The following is a 19,164-nucleotide window of genomic DNA, read 5'->3' on the forward strand; positions in this document are numbered from 1 at the left end:
AATAGCTATCTAAGTATACGTATATCCTCTCATCAAAACGGTGAGAGGATATTTTTTTGAAAAAAGTTTGAATCACAGCATGGATGGTGATCGATATGTCGCAGAAGGCACTTGTGCTAGACGAGCAAGCAATAAGACGAGCATTAACAAGAATAGCTCATGAAATCATCGAAAAAAATAAAGGGATAGAAGATTGTATACTTGTTGGGATTCGAACAAGAGGTATATACATTGCTAACCGTCTTGCCGAAAGAATTGCTCAAATCGAAGGAAAGCCAATTGAAGTTGGTGAATTGGACATTACATTGTATAGAGACGATTTAACGAAAAAGACGAAAAATGAGGAGCCATTGGTAAAAGGCTCAGACATCCCAACAGATATTCAAGGCTTAAAGGTCATTCTTGTAGACGACGTCTTATATACAGGAAGAACGGTTCGGGCCGGCATGGATGCACTAATGGATATGGGAAGACCAGCATCCATACAGCTTGCAGTCTTAGTAGACAGAGGTCATAGAGAACTGCCAATCAGAGCTGATTATGTTGGGAAAAACATTCCAACCTCCAGCTCAGAAAGAATTGTAGTTGAGCTTGCAGAGGTCGATGGACATGATGAAGTAAATATTTTTGAAAATTAAATAGAGCCCTTTTAAATGCAGTCCTGTGAGGCTGAGAAGGGGAGTTTTTCTCATAAGGTTTCTTCAAGCCTGTCTAAAACCCCTTTTTCGCTACGCAGAAAAGGGGTTTTATTTATTCAATAGGGGATATTAATAAGTAATTATACTCAAGTATTTTTTTACAGAAAGAGGAGACAGAAATGAACGAAACAAAACCCTTATTAGGAATTAATGACAAGCCAAGTGCTCTGCAGTGGATTACATTAAGCTTACAGCATTTATTCGCCATGTTTGGCGCAACAGTTTTAGTACCATTCTTAATTGACATGAGTCCAGCAGTCGCTTTAGTCTCAAGCGGAGTAGGTACACTCGCATTCTTAATTATTACCCAATTTAAAGTGCCAGCCTACTTAGGCTCATCCTTTGCCTTTATCGCGCCAGTTTTAGCGGCTAAGGCAATGCCTGGCGGAGGACCTGGAGCTGCCATGATTGGAACCTTTATTGCCGGAATTGTATACGGTATTGTTGCCTTAACTATAAAAAAAGCAGGTTATCGCTGGATTATGAATATCCTGCCGCCGATTGTTGTTGGACCAGTAATTATGGTAATCGGATTGGCGCTTGCTTCAACCGCAGTCGGGCAATCGATGTATATGAACAATGGTAGTGAGAATCAAGAGTATAGCTTACTATATATATCTGTTGCGCTAGTAACCTTACTTGCAACTATTCTCTTTACGATGTTTGGTAAAGGAGTGTTTAGCTTCATTCCAATCTTAGCAGGTATTGTTATAGGTTATGTTTATGCCTTACTTGTAGGTGTGGTTAACTTTCAAGGTGTTTTGGATGCGAAATGGTTTGCGATGCCAGATTTTATCTTCCCATTCGTAGATTATCCTGTAACCATTAACTTAGCTTTACTAACCATTTTTGTCCCGGTGGCAATCGTTACACTAACGGAACATATTGGTCACCAGTTAGTATTAAGTAAAGTAGTTGGTAAAGATTATATAAAAGATCCTGGACTTCACAGAAGTATTCTAGGAGATGGAACTGCAACAATTATCTCTGCCTTAATGGGGGGACCTGCAAAAACAACGTATGGTGAAAATATTGGAGTACTAGCAATTACTAGAGTATATAGTGTATATGTTTTAGGAGGAGCAGCAGTACTAGCAATCGGGTTTGGATTTATCGGTAAAATTGCTGCACTTATTCAATCAATTCCAACACCAGTAATGGGAGGAGTATCCATTCTTCTGTTCGGTATCATCGCTTCTTCTGGATTAAGAATTATTGTAGAAGCAAAGTTGGATTTCAATAAAAACCGTAATTTAGTTATCGCATCTGTCATCCTAGTAACAGGTATTGGAGGCTTCTCCATCCATATGGGAGAACACTTTAAACTAGAAGGAATGGCATTCGCCGCAATCTTAGGAATTATTTTAAACCTAGTATTACCAGGAAGAGAAAAAGCAAAAGATGATTTATTCGAAGAAGCAATTGCAGTAGACGAAAGTAAATAATAACACCTTTTAAACAAGTACAGAGAGACTTATAAGGGTGCCAAAAAATGATGCATAGATTGTATGTACTAGGTTCAATTTGCCTAAATCTACGCAGAATCAAACTTTTTGACGCCCTAACAAGTTGTTAGGGCGTTTTTTTTAGGAATTTTTAAGGAATACTGACGAAAATTAATTTAGAAATACTGAGCAGGCTGAATACACGTAGACTCCTGTGGGATTAGCGAGAAAGGTGAGACCCCGCAGGCTGTGCCGAGGAGGCTCACCGCTCGCCCCACGGAAAGCGAAGTGTATTCAGCCTGCGGGTTAAGTTAAAAGCAGCAAATAACGGGAGGGAGTATCATGGAAAACTTATTAACTACGACTGAGTTAACCGTTACAGAGATTCAAGAAATCCTAAGAGATGCACAAAGATTTGCAAATGGGGAAACATGGAGACCAGCAAACCAATGCTTTGTTGCAAATCTCTTCTTCGAGGCAAGCACAAGAACAAAATGTAGCTTCGAAGTAGCGGAGAGAAAGTTAGGACTTGAGGTCATCCCATTCGAGACAACAACCTCAAGTGTTGTTAAAGGAGAAACATTATATGATACTGTTCGAACGCTGGAATCAGTAGGAGTAAATGCTGTAGTTATAAGACACGAAAATGACCGTTACTTTGATGAATTGGTAGGAAAAGTAAACATACCAGTCATTAATGCAGGTGATGGTTGCGGTCATCATCCTACCCAATCACTACTAGATCTTTTAACTATAAAGCAGGAATTCCAACGCTTCAACGGCTTAAAAGTAAGTATTATTGGTGATATCAGTCATAGCCGAGTTGCAAGATCAAATGCAGATGCCTTAACAAGATTAGGGGCAGAGGTTGTGTTCTCTGGACCAAGAGAATGGTTTGATGAAACGGTCCTTCAGGATGCAAGTTATGAAGATATTGATACAGCGATTGAAACATCTGATGTTGTTATGCTACTACGCGTCCAACATGAAAGACATGGAGACGAAAGAGCTGCTTTTGATATAGAAAGCTACCATAAACTATACGGGTTAACAGTAGAAAGAGAAAAAAAAATGAAGCCAGGAAGCATTATCATGCACCCGGCACCAGTGAACAGAGATGTAGAAATTGCGGATGAATTGGTTGAGTGCGAACGCTCCAGAATTTTTAAGCAAATGGAAAATGGTGTGTTTATCCGTATGAGTGTTTTAAAAAGATCGTTAGAAAATATTGGAGGGAGAAATGAACATGTCAATACTTATCAGAAATGGCCAGTTGCTTAATACTACAGGGGATTTAGAACAGAATGACATATTGATCGAAAATGGGGCAATCAAGACTATTGCAAAAGAAATCAATACAAATGCAGATGAAGTGATTGATGCAGCTGGAAAAGTGATCGCTCCAGGATTTATTGACCTACATGTTCATTTAAGAGAACCAGGGGGCGAAAAGAAAGAAACGATTGCGACAGGGACGATGGCAGCAGCACGTGGCGGATTTACAACGATTGCAAATATGCCCAACACAAGACCGGTTCCTGATACAGTCGAGAATATACATAATTTAAATGAAAGGATTCAAAATACGGCAAATGTAAATGTCTTACCGTATGCAGCCATCACAATCAGACAATTAGGTAATGAGCTTACTGATTTTAAGGCGCTTAAAGAACTAGGGGCATTCGCTTTTACCGATGATGGTGTAGGAATTCAAGAAGCAGGACAAATGCTAGAAGCAATGAAGCGAGCGGCTGCACTAGATATGGCAATTGTCGCTCACTGTGAAGATAATAGCCTCATTAATAAAGGTTGTGTACATGAAGGGGAGTTTTCAAAGGCAAACGGCTTAAATGGAATTCCAAGTGTTTGTGAATCTGTGCAAATTGCAAGAGATGTTCTTTTAGCAGAAGCAACTGGTTGTCATTATCATGTATGCCACATCAGTACAAAAGAATCTGTACGTGTTGTAAGAGATGCGAAGAAAGCAGGGATCCGGGTTACAGCAGAGGTATCACCACATCATTTACTATTAGCAGATACCGATATCCCTTCTCTTGACACAAATTACAAAATGAATCCACCGTTAAGAGGAACAGAGGATCGCAAAGCATTAATGGAAGGATTACTAGATGGAACAATTGACTTTATCGCAACAGATCATGCACCACATACAGCAGAAGAAAAAGCACAATCAATGCAACTTGCACCATTTGGAATTGTTGGGTTAGAAACAGCATTTCCCCTCCTTTACACGAACTTTGTAAAAACAGGAGTAATGACATTAAATCAGTTAATTGATTATCTAACTATAAAGCCAGCTAAGGCATTTAATTTAAACGCTGGAACATTAGAAATAGGTCAGAACGCAGACATCGTCATTCTTGATTTAGAAGATACAAATAAGATTGATCCAGACACATTTTTATCAAAAGGAAGAAATACACCATTTGCTGGCTGGGAATGTCAAGGCTGGCCAGTTGCTACAATCGTTAGTGGAAAGATTGCTTGGAGAAAGGAAAGTGTACACGCATGAAAAAACAATTAATTCTTGAAGATGGTACGGTATTTATCGGGAAAGGCTTCGGTGCCGATACAGAAAAATTTGGTGAAGTAGTATTTAACACAGGAATGACAGGCTATCAAGAAATTCTATCAGATCCATCTTATTGTGGACAAATTGTAACGCTAACGTATCCACTAGTAGGAAATTATGGTATTAATCGAGATGATTTTGAATCGATAACGCCAGCCATTCATGGATTTATTGTCAAAGAAGTGTGTGATTTTCCTTCAAATTGGCGCAATGAACTATCATTAGACGAATACTTTAAGCTAAAGAATATCCCAGGAATTACTGGCATTGATACAAGAAAATTAACGCGTATTATCCGCCAATATGGAACGTTGAAAGGTGCAATTTGTAGTATAGAAGAAAATGCAGAAGAAGTAATCGCAAAATTAAAAGGAATTACGCTAAGTACAGATCAAGTAAAGCAAGTTTCTACGAAGAAGCCTTATCCAAGTCCAGGTCGCGGCAGCCGCGTCGTCCTAGTAGACTATGGAATGAAGCATGGAATTTTACGAGAATTAAATAAACGTGATTGTGATGTAATTGTTGTCCCATACAACACAACAGCAGAAGAAATTCTAAGATTAAGTCCAGATGGCGTTATGCTATCAAATGGACCTGGAGATCCCAAGGATGTACCTGAGGCAATTGAAGCAATTAAAGGAATTGTTGGGAAAGTACCGCTTTTTGGAATCTGTTTAGGTCATCAATTATTCGCATTAGCTAGTGGAGCAAATACGGAAAAAATGAAGTTTGGCCATAGAGGATCAAACCACCCAGTGAAGGATTTATTAACAGGGAAGGTTTCGCTAACATCGCAAAATCATGGCTATACAGTAGAAGAAGAATCTATTAATCATACAAACTTAGAAGTAACACATATTGCTTTAAATGATGGAACAATCGAAGGGTTACAGCATAAAGAATACCCAGCGTTTACCGTGCAATATCATCCAGAAGCGTCTCCAGGACCAGAGGATGCAAACTATTTATTCGATCGTTTTATGGAAATGATAAAATCTCACAAACAGGAAGGTGCAGCATATGTCAAAGCGTAATGATATTAAAAGTATATTAGTAATCGGATCAGGTCCAATCATCATTGGGCAAGCAGCAGAATTTGACTATGCAGGCGCTCAAGCATGTATCGCTTTAAAGGAAGAAGGCTATCGAGTAATCTTAGTAAACTCCAATCCAGCAACAATTATGACAGATACGGAAATGGCAGATAAAGTTTATATCGAACCATTAACCCTTGAATTTGTCAGTCGCATCATTCGCAAAGAAAGACCAGATGCTATCCTGCCGACATTGGGAGGACAAACGGGCTTAAACCTTGCTGTTGAGCTTTCAGAAGCAGGGGTTTTAGAGGAATGTGGGGTAGAAGTACTTGGAACTAAGTTATCTGCCATTCAACAAGCAGAAGATAGAGACCTTTTCCGTAACTTGATGAATGAATTAGGCGAACCAGTTCCAGACAGTGATATTATTCATAATATGGGCGAGGCAAAAACATTTGTAGAAAAAATTGGTTATCCAGTTATCGTTCGACCTGCCTTCACACTTGGTGGAACTGGCGGGGGGATTTGCCATAATGACGAGGAATTAGAAGAAATCGTAACAAGCGGATTAAAAAACAGCCCAGTTACCCAATGTTTATTAGAAAAAAGTATCGCAGGATTCAAAGAAATTGAATACGAAGTCATGCGCGATAGCAATGATAACGCAATTGTTGTATGTAACATGGAAAATATCGATCCAGTTGGGATTCATACAGGTGACAGTATCGTTGTAGCACCAAGTCAGACGTTAAGCGATAGAGAATACCAGCTACTAAGAAATACTTCCTTGAAAATTATTCGTGCACTAAAAATTGAAGGTGGCTGTAACGTACAGCTTGCACTAGATCCTGACAGCTTTCAATATTACATTATCGAAGTAAACCCAAGGGTAAGTCGTTCTTCTGCCCTTGCAAGTAAAGCAACTGGTTATCCGATAGCAAAGCTAGCTGCAAAAATCGCAGTAGGGTTAACATTAGATGAGATGATGAACCCTGTTACAGGGAAAACATATGCAAGCTTCGAACCAGCATTAGATTATGTGGTAAGTAAGATTCCACGCTTCCCATTCGATAAGTTTGAATCAGCGAAACGTAACTTAGGTACACAAATGAAAGCAACTGGTGAAGTAATGGCAATTGGCCGAACCTTCGAAGAATCTCTATTAAAAGCGATTCGTTCCCTTGAAGCAAAAGTGTATCACTTTTCGCTAAATGCAGCGGACGAAACCAGCGATGAATTGCTAGAGAAACGAATAAGAGTTGCTGGAGATGAAAGATTGTTTTATATAGCAGAAGCGCTGAATCGCGGTGTGAGTATTGAAATGATTCATGAATGGAGCAAGATTGACTTATTCTTCCTATATAAACTTCAAGGCATCATCAAGTTCGAAAAAGAGCTAACCAATCATCCGTTTGATGAGGAATACGTAAAAGAGGCAAAAGAAAAAGGATTTGCCGATATTCAGCTTGCAAAGCTTTGGAATACAACAGAGCTTGAAGTATATAACTGGAGAAAAGAAAAAGGCATTGTGCCTGTTTATAAAATGGTTGATACATGTGCAGCTGAGTTTGAATCAGAAACACCGTACTACTATGGAACATATGAAGAGGAAAACGAATCGATTGTCACAGACAAGAAAAGCATCGTTGTCCTTGGATCTGGACCAATTCGCATCGGACAAGGGATTGAGTTTGACTATGCAACGGTTCACTCTGTATGGGCAATAAAAGAAGCAGGCTATGAAGCAATTATCATCAATAACAATCCAGAAACTGTTTCAACAGACTTTAGTATTTCCGATAAGCTTTACTTTGAACCACTTACGATTGAAGATGTAATGCATATCATTGATCTAGAAAAGCCTGAAGGAGTAGTGGTACAGTTTGGTGGGCAAACAGCCATCAACCTAGCTGGTCCCTTGGCAGAGCGTGGCGTTAAAATCTTAGGTACATCTCTAGAAGATTTAGATCGTGCAGAGGATCGTGATAAGTTTGAACAAAGCCTACAAGACTTAGGCATCCCACAGCCTGACGGAAAAACGGCGTTAACAGTTGAAGAAGCAATTGTTGTAGCAAATTCCATTGGCTACCCAGTACTTGTAAGACCCTCTTACGTATTAGGCGGAAGAGCGATGCAAATTGTTTATAAGGAAGAAGAGCTCATTCCTTACATGGAAAATGCGGTTAAAGCAAGTCCAGGACAGCCAATCTTAATTGACCGTTATTTAACAGGTAAAGAAATCGAAGTGGATGCAATCTGTGATGGAACAGATGTAGTTATTCCAGGAATTATGGAGCATATCGAACGTGCTGGTGTCCATTCAGGAGATTCGATTGCTGTCTATCCACCGCAAAGCTTATCAGCAGAAATTAAGCAAACATTAGTAGATTATACAACGAGACTTGCAAAAGGATTGAAGATTGTCGGCTTACTGAATATCCAGTACGTTGTTTCCAAAGGAGAAGTCTTTGTGCTAGAAGTAAATCCACGCTCTAGTAGAACAGTACCTTTCCTAAGCAAAATTACGAATGTGCCGATGGCGAAAATTGCAACAAAAGTTATTTTGGGCACATCCTTAAAAGAGCAAGGCTATACTACAGGCTTAGTCGCTGAAAAATCTGGTGTTTATGTCAAAGTTCCAGTATTCTCTTTTGCAAAATTACGAAGAGTAGATATTACATTAGGACCTGAGATGAAATCAACTGGAGAAGTTATGGGTAAAGATATTACTCTTGAAAAAGCACTGTACAAAGGCTTAATTGCTTCAGGCATGAAGATTAAAACATTTGGAACAGTTCTGATGACAATTGGAGATAAAGATAAGGAAGAAGCATTGCAGCTTGCAAAACGATTTACGAATATCGGCTATAGTCTGATGGCAACAAGTGGAACTGCAGCGTTCCTCAAAAGTAATCAGATTCCAGTAAAAGTGGTCGGTAAAATTGGTGGAAAAGGTCATACATTAATTGATGTAATCCGCAATGGGGAAGCACAGTTTGTCATTAATACATTCTCAAAAGGTAGCCAGCCAGCAAGAGATGGATTCCGAATTAGACGTGAATCTGTTGAAAATGGTATTCCATGCTTAACTTCTTTAGATACAGCAGAGGCAATCCTTCGAGTAGTAGAATCCATGACATTTTCTACAGATGCGATGGAGCCAAGCAAAACGCAACTGGAGGCAGTATTAGTATGATCAAAAACGAAATCTGTACAGTAGTCGAACAGAAAGAGATAGCCGAAAATATTATGGAGCTCACCTTAACGGGTGAGCTTGTCTCTGAAATGAATGAGCCAGGTCAATTTGTTCATATAAAAGTAAGTGATAGTGCTGTACCTTTATTAAGACGCCCGATTAGTATTTGCCGGATTAATCAAGACAGAAAAACCTTTACGATGATTTACCGAGCAGAAGGAGAGGGCACAAAGCTTCTTGGAAAAAAGACAGCAGGAGAGACGGTTGATATTCTAGGTCCTTTAGGAAATGGATTTCCAGTCGAAGAATGTAAGCTAGGAGAGACGGCTTTATTAGTGGGTGGAGGTATTGGGGTGCCACCTTTATACGAATTAGCAAATCGTCTTGTTGCTAAAGGGGTAAAGATTGTTGCTGTATTAGGATTTCAAACGGAATCCGTTGCTTTTTATGAAGAAAAGTTTGCTTCACTTGGAGATACGTATATTGCTACCGTAGATGGTAGTCGCGGTACTCAAGGATTTGTCACAGATGTAATTTTTCAAGAAAAACTAGAATTTGACGTATTATACTCCTGTGGACCAACGCCAATGCTTAAAAATCTAGAAAAAACATTTCCAGATAAAAAGGTGTTCATTTCTTTAGAGGAAAGAATGGGATGCGGGATTGGTGCATGTTTTGCTTGTGTATGTCATACAGCAGACGATCCAACAGGCTTTAGTTATAAAAAGGTATGTACAGATGGACCAGTATTTAAAACAGGGGAGGTTGTCCTATGAACCGACTTCAGGTAAAGCTTCCTGGATTACAGCTCAAAAACCCAATTATGCCCGCTTCTGGCTGTTTTGGATTTGGACGGGAATATAGCAACTTATATGATTTAAGTAAGCTAGGCGCGATTATGATTAAAGCAACTACGGTTGAGCCACGCTTTGGTAATCCAACACCTCGAGTAGCAGAAACTACTTCTGGAATGCTGAATGCCATTGGTCTTCAAAATCCTAGTCTTAAAAAAGTGGTTGGTGAAGAATTGCCTTGGTTAAGCCAGTTTGATGTACCGATTATTGCAAATGTAGCAGGATCAGTGGAAGAGGATTATGTGGCAGTTGCGAAAGAAATATCAAAAGCCTCGAATGTTGCAGCACTAGAATTAAACATTTCTTGTCCGAATGTAAAAACAGGAGGAATTGCTTTTGGAACGATTCCAGAAGTTGCTAAGGAATTAACGAAAAAAGTAAAAGAAGTATCAGAAGTTCCGGTATATGTGAAGCTTTCGCCAAATGTAACAAATATTGTAGAGATGGCAAAAGCGGTAGAAGCAGGGGGAGCAGATGGAATTACGATGATTAACACTCTTGTTGGCATGCGTCTCGATTTAAAAACAGGCCAGCCGATTTTAGCGAATAAAACAGGAGGATTATCTGGCCCAGCAGTGAAGCCTGTAGCAATTCGTATGATTTATGAAGTGAGTCAAGCAGTAAACCTGCCGATTATTGGAATGGGTGGAGTATCCACTGCTGAAGATGTTTTAGAATTTTTCTATGCAGGCGCAAGTGCGGTAGCAGTCGGCACAGCAAACTTTGTAGATCCGTTTATTTGCCCAAAAATAATCGAGGAGCTACCTGCACTATTAGATCAATACGGATTCGAACATATATCAGAAGTAACGGGAAGGAGCTGGGGAAAACATGAACAATTCGCTTATCATCGCGCTTGATTTTGCCTCGAAAGACGAGGTGCATTCCTTTTTAAAAGAATTTAACGGAGAATCGTTATTTCTAAAGGTGGGAATGGAACTGTTTTACAAAGAAGGACCAAGCATTATTCAGGAATTAAAGGAAAGAAATCACCAAATTTTTCTAGACTTAAAACTTCATGATATTCCAAACACTGTTGGAAGTGCGATGAAAAATATTGCCGGATTAGGCGTTGATTTAGTAAATGTCCATGCAGCAGGTGGAATGGACATGATGGCTCGTGCGGTTGAAGGATTAGAAGCAGGTACACCGCCTGGAATGAAGCGAGCGAAATGTATTGGTGTGACACAGTTAACAAGTACTTCTGAAGCAAACATGCAGAAAGAGCAATTAATTCAAGTGCCGTTACTGGATTCCGTTTTGCATTATGCGTCGATCACGAAAGAGGCTGGGCTAGATGGCGTTGTTTGCTCCACATTAGAAGCTGGCGCCATTCGTGAGAGTTTAGGAGATTCGTTTTTAACAGTAACCCCAGGTATTCGTTTAAAAACAGATGAAGTGCAAGATCAAGTTCGAGTAGCGACACCGAAGATTGCACGTAAAAACGGAGCATCAGCAATCGTTGTGGGTCGTTCGATTACAAGAGCAGAACATCCTTTTGAAAGCTATCGATTATTTAAATCCGAGTGGGAGGGCATCACGATATGAAACACGAAATTGCAGAACAATTACTAGATATTAAGGCGGTATTTTTACAACCTAATGCTCCATTTACTTGGTCTTCTGGATTGAAATCGCCAATTTATTGCGACAACCGCTTAACCTTGTCTTATCCAAAGGTTCGTAAAAATATTGCTGCTGGATTAGCTGAACTAATTAAAAAGAACTTTCCAGAAACCGAAGTAGTGGCCGGAACGGCGACAGCAGGTATTCCCCATGCAGCTTGGGTAAGTGACATTCTAGATTTGCCGATGGCATATGTACGTTCCAAAGCAAAAGCGCATGGAAAAGGAAATCAGATCGAAGGAAAAGTAGAGAAAGGACAAAAAGTTGTAGTAGTCGAAGATTTAATTTCAACTGGCGGAAGTGTGATCACAGCTGTTAATAGTTTACGAGAAGCAGGCTGTGAAGTACTTGGAGTTGTTGCTATTTTTACATACGAATTGCCAAAGGGGAAAGAATTACTTGGTGAGGCTGAAATTAAAGCATACTCATTAACAGATTATACGAGCTTATTAGATGTAGCACAGAAAAAAGGCTATATTGAAGAAGGGGATTTAGCAAGCTTGAACGCATGGAAAGAAAATCCGGAGAAATGGTAATAAAAGGAGGATTGAACGAGGCTGGGACATAAGTATTCCAGTCATAGATAAACCCGAACAACTATCAAATAATCCTAAATGATTGTTCGGGTTTTATTAGTTTTATAAAAGGCTGTTTCAGTACAGTTAGTGTTAATATCCGCAGCCTGAATACACTTCGCTTTCCATGGGGCGAGCGCCGAGCCGCTTCGGCCTATGGCCTGCAGGGTCTCGGACTTTCTCGCAGCTCCCATAGGAGTCTACGTGTATTCAGGCTGCTCCATATTTCCTACTAATTCATTTTTTCTAAAAAAACAATATTTTTTAGGGAATTGCCTTTAAAAACAGAGTGGAATGGAGCGGAAGACACTCGACTCCTGCGGGAAGTAGAGCAAAACCTAAGACCCCACAGGCTTTAGCCGAGGAGGCTTAGGTTGCTCCCCGCGGAAAGCGAGTTTCTGTAGCGCAATGGAACGAATTAGTTTTTACACTTGACTATATTTAAAAACATAAATAACCATTGTATAAAAGGAACCTTTATTTAAGAGATAAATTAGAGATTGTTCGTCTTTACAGATTGGCTATCTAGTTTTGTCCCAGCCTCGTTTTTTGTTTGTTTTTGGTTTGGGGGAGGTTTATTAAGTGGGAGTGGGATGAACAACACTAGTGGGGTTGGAAGTAGGGGAAGTACGTTTATCGGTTTGCTGAAAGCCACATTAGGCAGGAAAATCAAGGAAAGTGGTGTTCATAGACTTGCTGAGCGCAGAAAATGCCGGTGCTTATCCAATAAAAGGTGGTCACAAGCAAATCAAGCACGAATTAATAAAGCAAGAGAGGCAACTAAAGCCCCTCTCGTTAATAAAGTTTTAACTCTTTTTCAATTGAATCACGGTTTCTTCATCTGGTGTAACATAAACGGTTTGCTGATTATCATAAATGACAAACCCTGGTTTCGCACCACTTGGCTTTTTCACATGGCGCACTAATGTGTAGTCAACCGGAACGGAGCTAGATTGGCGTGCTTTGCTAAAATAAGCGGCTAATTTAGCTGCCTGTAAAATCGTTTCCTCTGACGGCTCCTTGCTGCGAATAACAACATGTGATCCTGGGATATCCTTTGTATGGAGCCAAATTTCATCTCTAGCGGCAACTCTATTTGTTAAATAATCATTTTGTTTATTATTTTTGCCTACGATAATCTCTGTTTCATCATTGGAAATATAATAGTCTAAGACAGGTTTCACATTTTGCGGTTTTTTAGTTTGCTTTTTCTGTCTTTCTCGCAGATAACCTTCTTCCACTAATTCTTCGCGAATTTCCTGAATATCTTTTGGGGACGCAGCAAGAATTTGCTGGTACAGTGTTTCAAAGTATTCATATTCTTGTTGTGCTAACCTAATTTGTTCTTTAATAATATCAATCGACTTTTTGGCTTTTTGATATTTGGTAAAATATTTTTGTGCATTTTCAGAAGGGGATAGTCTCTGACTAAGAGGAATCTTAACCATCTTGCTATCTGCATCATAATAATTGATTACTTCTACTTCTGCCATCCCCTTTTTTACAGCATATAGGTTGGCTGTCAAAAGTTCACCAAGTAATTGATATTCCTCGGCATTCTCTGCTTCTGATAAAGAACGTTCTAGTTTTTTAATTTTTTTACTGTTTTTATCTCGTTCATTTACGATAAAGCGTTCGAGATCATTGCTTTGCTGCTTTACCCGATCTCGCTCTGCTTTACCGAAATAATAACGGTCAAGCATCTTACTTAAAGTAGGAAACGATTTTATATCTCCTTTGACATGCTCGATTGGCAGACAGTAAAAGTATTCTTTGTCTGGAGTATCCATAATAGAAGGAGCATAATTTCCTTTTTTTATTGGGTCTATTACAGTAAGAAAAGCTTTTGGCAAAGTTTCTTTATTGGCAAGACCTGCATGAAGGAAAATTTCTCTTGCTATTAACGGTGAAAATCCAGCAAACTGCTGTACGAGCTGCTTGTCCAATTTTCCGCTATTAAAATCAATCGCCCGTAAAATATCCTCTTCTGTCGCAGTATAAGGATCCCTTTTCTCTTGTTTCGGTGGAGCCAAGTATTCATAGCCAGGAAGAATGGCTCTATGGCTATTAACCGCATAAGAAATATGTTTAATACTATCTAGAATTGTATTTTTGTCTCGATCGACTAAAATAATATTACTGTGTCTTCCCATGATTTCAATCATGAGCTTTTTATAGGAAGTATCGCCAATTTCATCTCTTCCTCTAATCTCTAAAACAATGATACGTTCATTGTCTATTTGATATATATCTTCTATAAAATAACCTTCTAAATGCTTGCGGAGGAGCATGCAAAACATTGGTGGTTCTTTTGGATTTTCATACGATTCTTCGGTAATTTGAATCCGGGCATAGCTAGGATGAGCAGATAATAGCAATTTTTGATTCTTTCCATTTGCACGTATTGATAAAATAATTTCATTCGTAAAAGGCTGCTGAACTTTATTAATTCTGCCTCCTAGTAAAAGCTCTTTTAACTCAAGGGACATTGCTCTTGTAAATAAACCATCAAATGACATAAGTAACAACCTCATTTTTAATAATTTCCATCTTTACTGTATCTTTTATTGTGCATAATTACAAGGATTTGGACTAACAAAATGGAGCCGTTGTTTCTCTTAGAAGAACAGTAACTGCTTTTTTAGATGTTTCCAAACTTAAAAGAAAGAAATCTCCACTTCCTTAGCATTTTTTCGGCCAAGCCTGAATATGATTTCCATAGAGTGGTGTTGGGACAACTATGTATGTTAGTTAGAATTGCTAACCTTTTGTTCAGAACTACTACGGATTATTTCGCAAAAGTGTTATTCGCGAATGGTGAATGAAAAAGGGGGAAGTGAGATGGCCGGATGAACTATCATGAAATGCACGAAAAAGAAGTAGAACAAACATTGAATACTGATTTTTCGGCTGGGTTAACAGAGGAAGAAGCGGAAAAGCGACGAAAGAAATTTGGATTCAATGAATTAGATGAAGGGGAAAAGCAATCGCTATTGCTTATTTTCTTTAGTCAATTTAAGGATTTTATGGTACTTGTTCTTTTAGCTGCCACGCTTGTTTCGGGTTTATTGGGCGAATATATTGATGCGATTGCGATTATTGCAATCATCATTCTCAATAGTTTTCTTGGCTTCTTTCAAGAAATTCGGGCAGAGAAATCTTTGTCTGCTTTAAAGGAGCTATCACAGCCCCATGTACACGCCCTTCGTAATGGGGAATGGATCAATATATTATCAAAGGAATTGGTTCCGGGTGATGTCATTAAATTCGCTAGTGGGGATCGAATTGGTGCAGATGTTAGAATTATTGAATCTAGAAGTTTAGAAGTGGAGGAATCTGCTTTAACAGGTGAATCAGTTCCAGTACCAAAAACCGTATCGGCGATAAAAAATAACAATTTAGCACTCGGAGATATGGAGAACATGGGCTTTATGGGGACAATGGTTTCTCGTGGAAGCGGAGTTGGCGTTGTTATCGGTACGGGAATGAAAACAGCGATGGGGCAAATTGCCGATTTACTGCAAAATGCAGATTCTGTGACTACTCCATTGCAAAGACGTTTAGAGCAGTTGGGGAAAATTCTTATTGTCACAGCTTTACTTTTAACAGTATTAGTTGTCGTAATTGGGGTTCTTCAAGGTAATGATCTATATACAATGGTACTTGCAGGGGTATCTTTAGCAGTTGCTGCAATACCAGAAGGATTACCAGCGATTGTTACGATTGCATTGTCGCTTGGTGTTCAAAAAATGATTCGCAAAAATGCGGTTGTCCGTAAGCTTCCTGCAGTAGAAACGCTAGGTTGTGCTTCTGTCATCTGTTCTGATAAAACAGGTACACTAACGCAAAATAAAATGACGGTTACAAGAGCATGGATTGGCGGAAAAACGTATACGGTTGATGGAACAGGATATGAACCACAAGGAAAATACTATGTAGACGAAAAAATAGTGGAACCAACAAAAGATAAGGCGCTTCAACAACTATTAACATTCGGAATGCTTTGTAATCACGCAGAGATTTTACAAAAAGATGGGGAATATGTTTTAAACGGTGATCCGACAGAAGGCGCTATTTTAGTAGCTGGTATGAAAGCGGGATTCACTCGTAACCAGTTATTAAATCAATTTACAATTGTCAATGAATTCCCTTTTGACTCTACGAGAAAAATGATGAGTGTGATTGTCAAAGATCCAACTGGACGTCAGTTTGTCGTTACAAAAGGGGCGCCAGACGTTTTAATCGGTCAAAGTAAATCAATTCTCTTTGAAAATCGCTCCACCGTATTAGGCAGTGAACAGAAGAAGGTAGTTCAAGAAGCGATAAATGGTTTAGCTTCACAGGCACTTCGGACAATTGCTGTGGGATATAAAGAAATTTCTGCTAATACCATTATTCTGCATGAAAGAGAAGCAGAAAAAGATTTAGTTTTTATCGGGCTCCAAGGAATTATTGACCCACCAAGACCAGAAGTAAAACAAGCTGTCAAAGAGTGTAAAGAAGCTGGAATTAAGACGGTTATGATTACTGGTGACCATGTTATTACTGCAAAAGCAATTGCGAAACAGCTAGGCATTGCTAATAACCGTTCAAAGGTAATGGAAGGAAAAGAACTTTCTGATTTAAGTTTAAATGAATTAGAGGATATTGTGGAAGACGTTTCCGTGTTTGCTCGGGTGTCACCAGAACATAAACTAAAGATTGTTCAAGCCTTCCAAAATAGAGGACATGTGGTTGCAATGACTGGTGACGGGGTGAATGATGCTCCTGCAATCAAGAAAGCGAACATTGGGATAGCAATGGGAATCACAGGTACGGATGTGGCGAAGGAAGCTTCTTCTTTAGTATTAATGGATGACAATTTCGCAAGTATCAAAGCTGCAATTGTAGAAGGGAGAAATATTTACGAAAATATTCGTAAATTTATCCGTTATTTACTAGCTTCTAACGTTGGGGAAATACTCGTTATGCTATTTGCGATGTTATTAGCAATGCCACTTCCGCTTGTTCCGATTCAAATTTTATGGGTGAATTTAGTGACAGATGGATTGCCAGCGATGGCTTTAGGATTAGATAGACCAGAAGATAATGTCATGAAGAGAGGTCCGCGAAGTCCTAATGAAGGAGTATTTTCAAGAGGGCTAGGCTGGAAAGTAATTTCAAGAGGTTTCTTAATCGGGGTTTCTACGATACTAGCGTTTATGTTCGCCTACGACAATAATCCAGAAAATCTCGAATATGCACAAACCGTTGCTTTTATCACATTAGTACTTGCACAGTTAATTCATGTCTTTGACTGTCGCAGTGAAAAATCCATTCTTTCAAGAAACCCATTTGGCAATATGTATCTCGTATGGGCCGTAATCTCTTCCCTGGTACTGGCACTAGTTGTCATCTACGTACCATTCCTACAAGAGATCTTCCATACTCTGCCAATAGCAATGAAAGATTGGCCAATGATCATCGGATTCGCCTCCGTACCAACTTTTTTACTTGCAGGATCATTTTTATTAAGTAAATCAAAATAAAATATGTTATAATCCAAAAGGTAGTAGAGACCACTCTATTACCTTTTATTTATTTAATGTAGTTTTTAATGCTGTTTTTTCTAAAATATTCGACGCTATGCAAGGATGATGAGAAATTATTAAAGAATAATAAAGCAGCCTGAATACACGGAGACTCCTGTGGGATTAGCGAGGAGACCACGGAAAAAGTCTTTTTTTCGTGTGAAATGAAGAGCAAGCATATTTGAAAGTGAAAATAAGGTTGGTTTGGAGAGGCGTCCGCTCGACTCCTATGGGAGCTGCGAGAAAGTCCGAGACCCCGCAGGAACGTAGTGACGAGGAGGCTTGGCGCTCGCCCCATGGAAAGCGAGCGGACGCCTCGGAAAACAAATCCATCATCTTATATTTTTTAGAAAACGGATGTGTCAGTATGATGAAAAGTATGACTGGATTTGGAAGAGCAACAAAACATTATCACCATTCAACACTTCATATCGAAATAAAATCGGTCAATCACAGGTTTAGTGATCAGATTATTCGGATGCCAAAGCAGTTTCTATATTTGGAAGATCAAATAAAGAAAATTATTTCTAACTATTTACATAGAGGTAGAGTAGAAGTATTTGTAACATTAGAAGATGAAGAGAAGAAAGGTCAAGAAATTATCGTAGATTGGCCATTACTCGATCAATATTACCAATTGTTTCATCAATTAAAAGACAAATATTCCATCAAAGAGCCTGTCTCGCTTCGTGATCTATTAAATCAAGAAGAGTGTTTTCAGATAGCTGAACGTGAGCTTGATATGGAAGAACTATCAGAAATACTGCTTGCTACAGTGAAAGAAGCAGTTGTTCAGTTGAATAATATGCGAGCTGTGGAAGGAATGGAGTTATATAAAGACTTAGAAACCAACCTTAAACAAACGGAGAAGTGGGTTAAACAATTACAGTCATTAGCTCCAGAAGTGATTACTCAATATCGTGAAAAGTTAAAAACACGGATTGAAAGCTACTTACCGGAATCGATAGATGAAGCACGTCTTATTACAGAAGTGGCAATCTTTGCAGATAAAGCAGATATTAATGAGGAATTAGTTAGATTACATAGTCATATTAGACAGTTTTATCAGATCATGGAAGAACAAAGCCCGATTGGAAGAAAGCTTGATTTCTTACTTCAGGAAATGAATAGGGAAATCAATACAATTGGCTCCAAAGCTAATTCAGCAGCTATAGGATCGATAGTTGTTGAAATGAAGAGCTGTTTGGAAAAAATGAAAGAGCAAATCCAAAACATTGAATAAAAAGGGTTTAGAATAAATCTTCCTAGTTAAAACTAAAAATAATAGGATTGGAGAAGACGAATGTCCATTAAATTAATTAATATTGGTTTTGGAAATATAGTTTCTGCAAATAGAATTATCTCTATTGTCAGTCCAGAATCTGCTCCCATTAAACGCATTATCCAAGATGCTAGGGATAGAGGATCCTTAATAGATGCAACGTATGGTCGAAGAACGAGAGCTGTTATTGTGATGGATAGCGATCATGTTGTTCTTTCAGCAGTTCAGCCAGAAACAGTTGCACATCGATTAAACGATCGTGATGAGATTATAGAGGAAGGGTAGGAG

The 19,164-nt window shown here is 38.9% G+C and carries 14 protein-coding genes; 13 read left to right on the forward strand and 1 reads right to left on the reverse strand.

Annotation, left to right across the window (positions count from 1 at the left end):
- Positions 1 to 95: 95 nt before the first annotated feature.
- From pyrR to pyrE, 10 genes are all read left to right on the forward strand, one after another.
- Complete coding sequence (pyrR, locus tag HHU08_RS09650) at positions 96 to 638, forward strand: bifunctional pyr operon transcriptional regulator/uracil phosphoribosyltransferase PyrR (protein WP_101730056.1); 543 nt, start codon at positions 96 to 98, stop codon at positions 636 to 638.
- Positions 639 to 817: 179 nt separating this feature from the next.
- Positions 818 to 2,143, forward strand: a complete 1,326-nt coding sequence (locus HHU08_RS09655; protein ID WP_169188349.1) for a solute carrier family 23 protein — start codon at positions 818 to 820, stop codon at positions 2,141 to 2,143.
- A 342-nt stretch (positions 2,144 to 2,485) separates the two neighbouring features.
- A complete protein-coding gene (locus tag HHU08_RS09660; RefSeq protein ID WP_016201033.1) occupies positions 2,486 to 3,424 on the forward strand; it encodes an aspartate carbamoyltransferase catalytic subunit in 939 nt (312 codons plus the stop codon).
- A complete protein-coding gene (locus HHU08_RS09665; RefSeq protein ID WP_169188350.1) occupies positions 3,390 to 4,676 on the forward strand; it encodes a dihydroorotase in 1,287 nt (428 codons plus the stop codon). The genes HHU08_RS09660 and HHU08_RS09665 overlap by 35 nt, the downstream gene beginning before the upstream one ends.
- A complete protein-coding gene (locus HHU08_RS09670; RefSeq protein ID WP_145999683.1) occupies positions 4,673 to 5,770 on the forward strand; it encodes a carbamoyl phosphate synthase small subunit in 1,098 nt (365 codons plus the stop codon). Before HHU08_RS09665 ends, HHU08_RS09670 begins: the two co-directional genes overlap by 4 nt.
- On the forward strand, positions 5,757 to 8,969 hold the full coding sequence (carB, locus tag HHU08_RS09675; RefSeq protein ID WP_169188351.1) for a carbamoyl-phosphate synthase large subunit: 3,213 nt from the start codon (positions 5,757 to 5,759) through the stop codon (positions 8,967 to 8,969). The genes HHU08_RS09670 and carB overlap by 14 nt, the downstream gene beginning before the upstream one ends.
- Complete coding sequence (locus HHU08_RS09680) at positions 8,966 to 9,745, forward strand: dihydroorotate dehydrogenase electron transfer subunit (protein WP_169188352.1); 780 nt, start codon at positions 8,966 to 8,968, stop codon at positions 9,743 to 9,745. The genes carB and HHU08_RS09680 overlap by 4 nt, the downstream gene beginning before the upstream one ends.
- Positions 9,742 to 10,683, forward strand: coding sequence for a dihydroorotate dehydrogenase (locus HHU08_RS09685; RefSeq protein WP_169188353.1), 942 nt, complete (start codon positions 9,742 to 9,744; stop codon positions 10,681 to 10,683). Before HHU08_RS09680 ends, HHU08_RS09685 begins: the two co-directional genes overlap by 4 nt.
- Positions 10,655 to 11,371, forward strand: a complete 717-nt coding sequence (pyrF, locus tag HHU08_RS09690; protein WP_016201041.1) for an orotidine-5'-phosphate decarboxylase — start codon at positions 10,655 to 10,657, stop codon at positions 11,369 to 11,371. Before HHU08_RS09685 ends, pyrF begins: the two co-directional genes overlap by 29 nt.
- Positions 11,368 to 11,985 (forward strand): orotate phosphoribosyltransferase, encoded by a 618-nt coding sequence (pyrE, locus tag HHU08_RS09695; RefSeq protein ID WP_169188354.1) that lies wholly within the window; start codon positions 11,368 to 11,370, stop codon positions 11,983 to 11,985. The genes pyrF and pyrE overlap by 4 nt, the downstream gene beginning before the upstream one ends.
- A gap of 845 nt (positions 11,986 to 12,830) precedes the next feature.
- Here the strand turns inward: pyrE and HHU08_RS09700 are convergent.
- The gene (locus HHU08_RS09700) at positions 12,831 to 14,543 is read right to left on the reverse strand and encodes an Rqc2 family fibronectin-binding protein (protein ID WP_169188355.1); all 1,713 of its coding nucleotides are present in this window, start codon (positions 14,541 to 14,543) and stop codon (positions 12,831 to 12,833) included.
- A gap of 330 nt (positions 14,544 to 14,873) precedes the next feature.
- Here HHU08_RS09700 and HHU08_RS09705 point away from each other — a divergent pair, with 330 nt between their 5' ends.
- The 3 genes from HHU08_RS09705 to remA all read left to right on the forward strand — a co-directional run bounded on the left by HHU08_RS09705 (position 14,874) and on the right by remA (position 19,161).
- Positions 14,874 to 17,552 (forward strand): calcium-translocating P-type ATPase, SERCA-type, encoded by a 2,679-nt coding sequence (locus HHU08_RS09705; RefSeq protein WP_101730050.1) that lies wholly within the window; start codon positions 14,874 to 14,876, stop codon positions 17,550 to 17,552.
- A gap of 409 nt (positions 17,553 to 17,961) precedes the next feature.
- Entirely contained in the window at positions 17,962 to 18,837 is an 876-nt protein-coding gene (locus HHU08_RS09710; protein ID WP_169188356.1) for a YicC/YloC family endoribonuclease, read from the forward strand.
- Positions 18,838 to 18,897: 60 nt separating this feature from the next.
- Positions 18,898 to 19,161 (forward strand): extracellular matrix/biofilm regulator RemA, encoded by a 264-nt coding sequence (gene remA / locus HHU08_RS09715; protein WP_016201046.1) that lies wholly within the window; start codon positions 18,898 to 18,900, stop codon positions 19,159 to 19,161.
- The last annotated feature ends 3 nt before the right edge of the window (positions 19,162 to 19,164 follow it).

It is taken from the genome of Niallia alba (assembly GCF_012933555.1).
Classification (GTDB): Bacteria; Bacillota; Bacilli; order Bacillales; family Cytobacillaceae; genus Niallia; species Niallia alba.

What these genes read in the sequence shown, in the direction of transcription:
- pyrE (WP_169188354.1), top strand. Translation starts at nt 11,368, where the DNA reads ATGAAACACGAAATTGCAGAACAATTACTAGATATTAAGGCGGTATTT.
- HHU08_RS09670 (WP_145999683.1), top strand. Translation starts at nt 4,673, where the DNA reads ATGAAAAAACAATTAATTCTTGAAGATGGTACGGTATTTATCGGGAAA.
- remA (WP_016201046.1), top strand. Translation starts at nt 18,898, where the DNA reads ATGTCCATTAAATTAATTAATATTGGTTTTGGAAATATAGTTTCTGCA.
- HHU08_RS09710 (WP_169188356.1), top strand. Translation starts at nt 17,962, where the DNA reads ATGATGAAAAGTATGACTGGATTTGGAAGAGCAACAAAACATTATCAC.
- HHU08_RS09655 (WP_169188349.1), top strand. Translation starts at nt 818, where the DNA reads ATGAACGAAACAAAACCCTTATTAGGAATTAATGACAAGCCAAGTGCT.
- HHU08_RS09660 (WP_016201033.1), top strand. Translation starts at nt 2,486, where the DNA reads ATGGAAAACTTATTAACTACGACTGAGTTAACCGTTACAGAGATTCAA.
- HHU08_RS09705 (WP_101730050.1), top strand. Translation starts at nt 14,874, where the DNA reads ATGAACTATCATGAAATGCACGAAAAAGAAGTAGAACAAACATTGAAT.
- HHU08_RS09700 (WP_169188355.1), bottom strand. Translation starts at nt 14,543, where the DNA reads ATGTCATTTGATGGTTTATTTACAAGAGCAATGTCCCTTGAGTTAAAA.
- HHU08_RS09665 (WP_169188350.1), top strand. Translation starts at nt 3,390, where the DNA reads ATGTCAATACTTATCAGAAATGGCCAGTTGCTTAATACTACAGGGGAT.
- carB (WP_169188351.1), top strand. Translation starts at nt 5,757, where the DNA reads ATGTCAAAGCGTAATGATATTAAAAGTATATTAGTAATCGGATCAGGT.
- HHU08_RS09685 (WP_169188353.1), top strand. Translation starts at nt 9,742, where the DNA reads ATGAACCGACTTCAGGTAAAGCTTCCTGGATTACAGCTCAAAAACCCA.
- pyrF (WP_016201041.1), top strand. Translation starts at nt 10,655, where the DNA reads ATGAACAATTCGCTTATCATCGCGCTTGATTTTGCCTCGAAAGACGAG.
- HHU08_RS09680 (WP_169188352.1), top strand. Translation starts at nt 8,966, where the DNA reads ATGATCAAAAACGAAATCTGTACAGTAGTCGAACAGAAAGAGATAGCC.
- pyrR (WP_101730056.1), top strand. Translation starts at nt 96, where the DNA reads ATGTCGCAGAAGGCACTTGTGCTAGACGAGCAAGCAATAAGACGAGCA.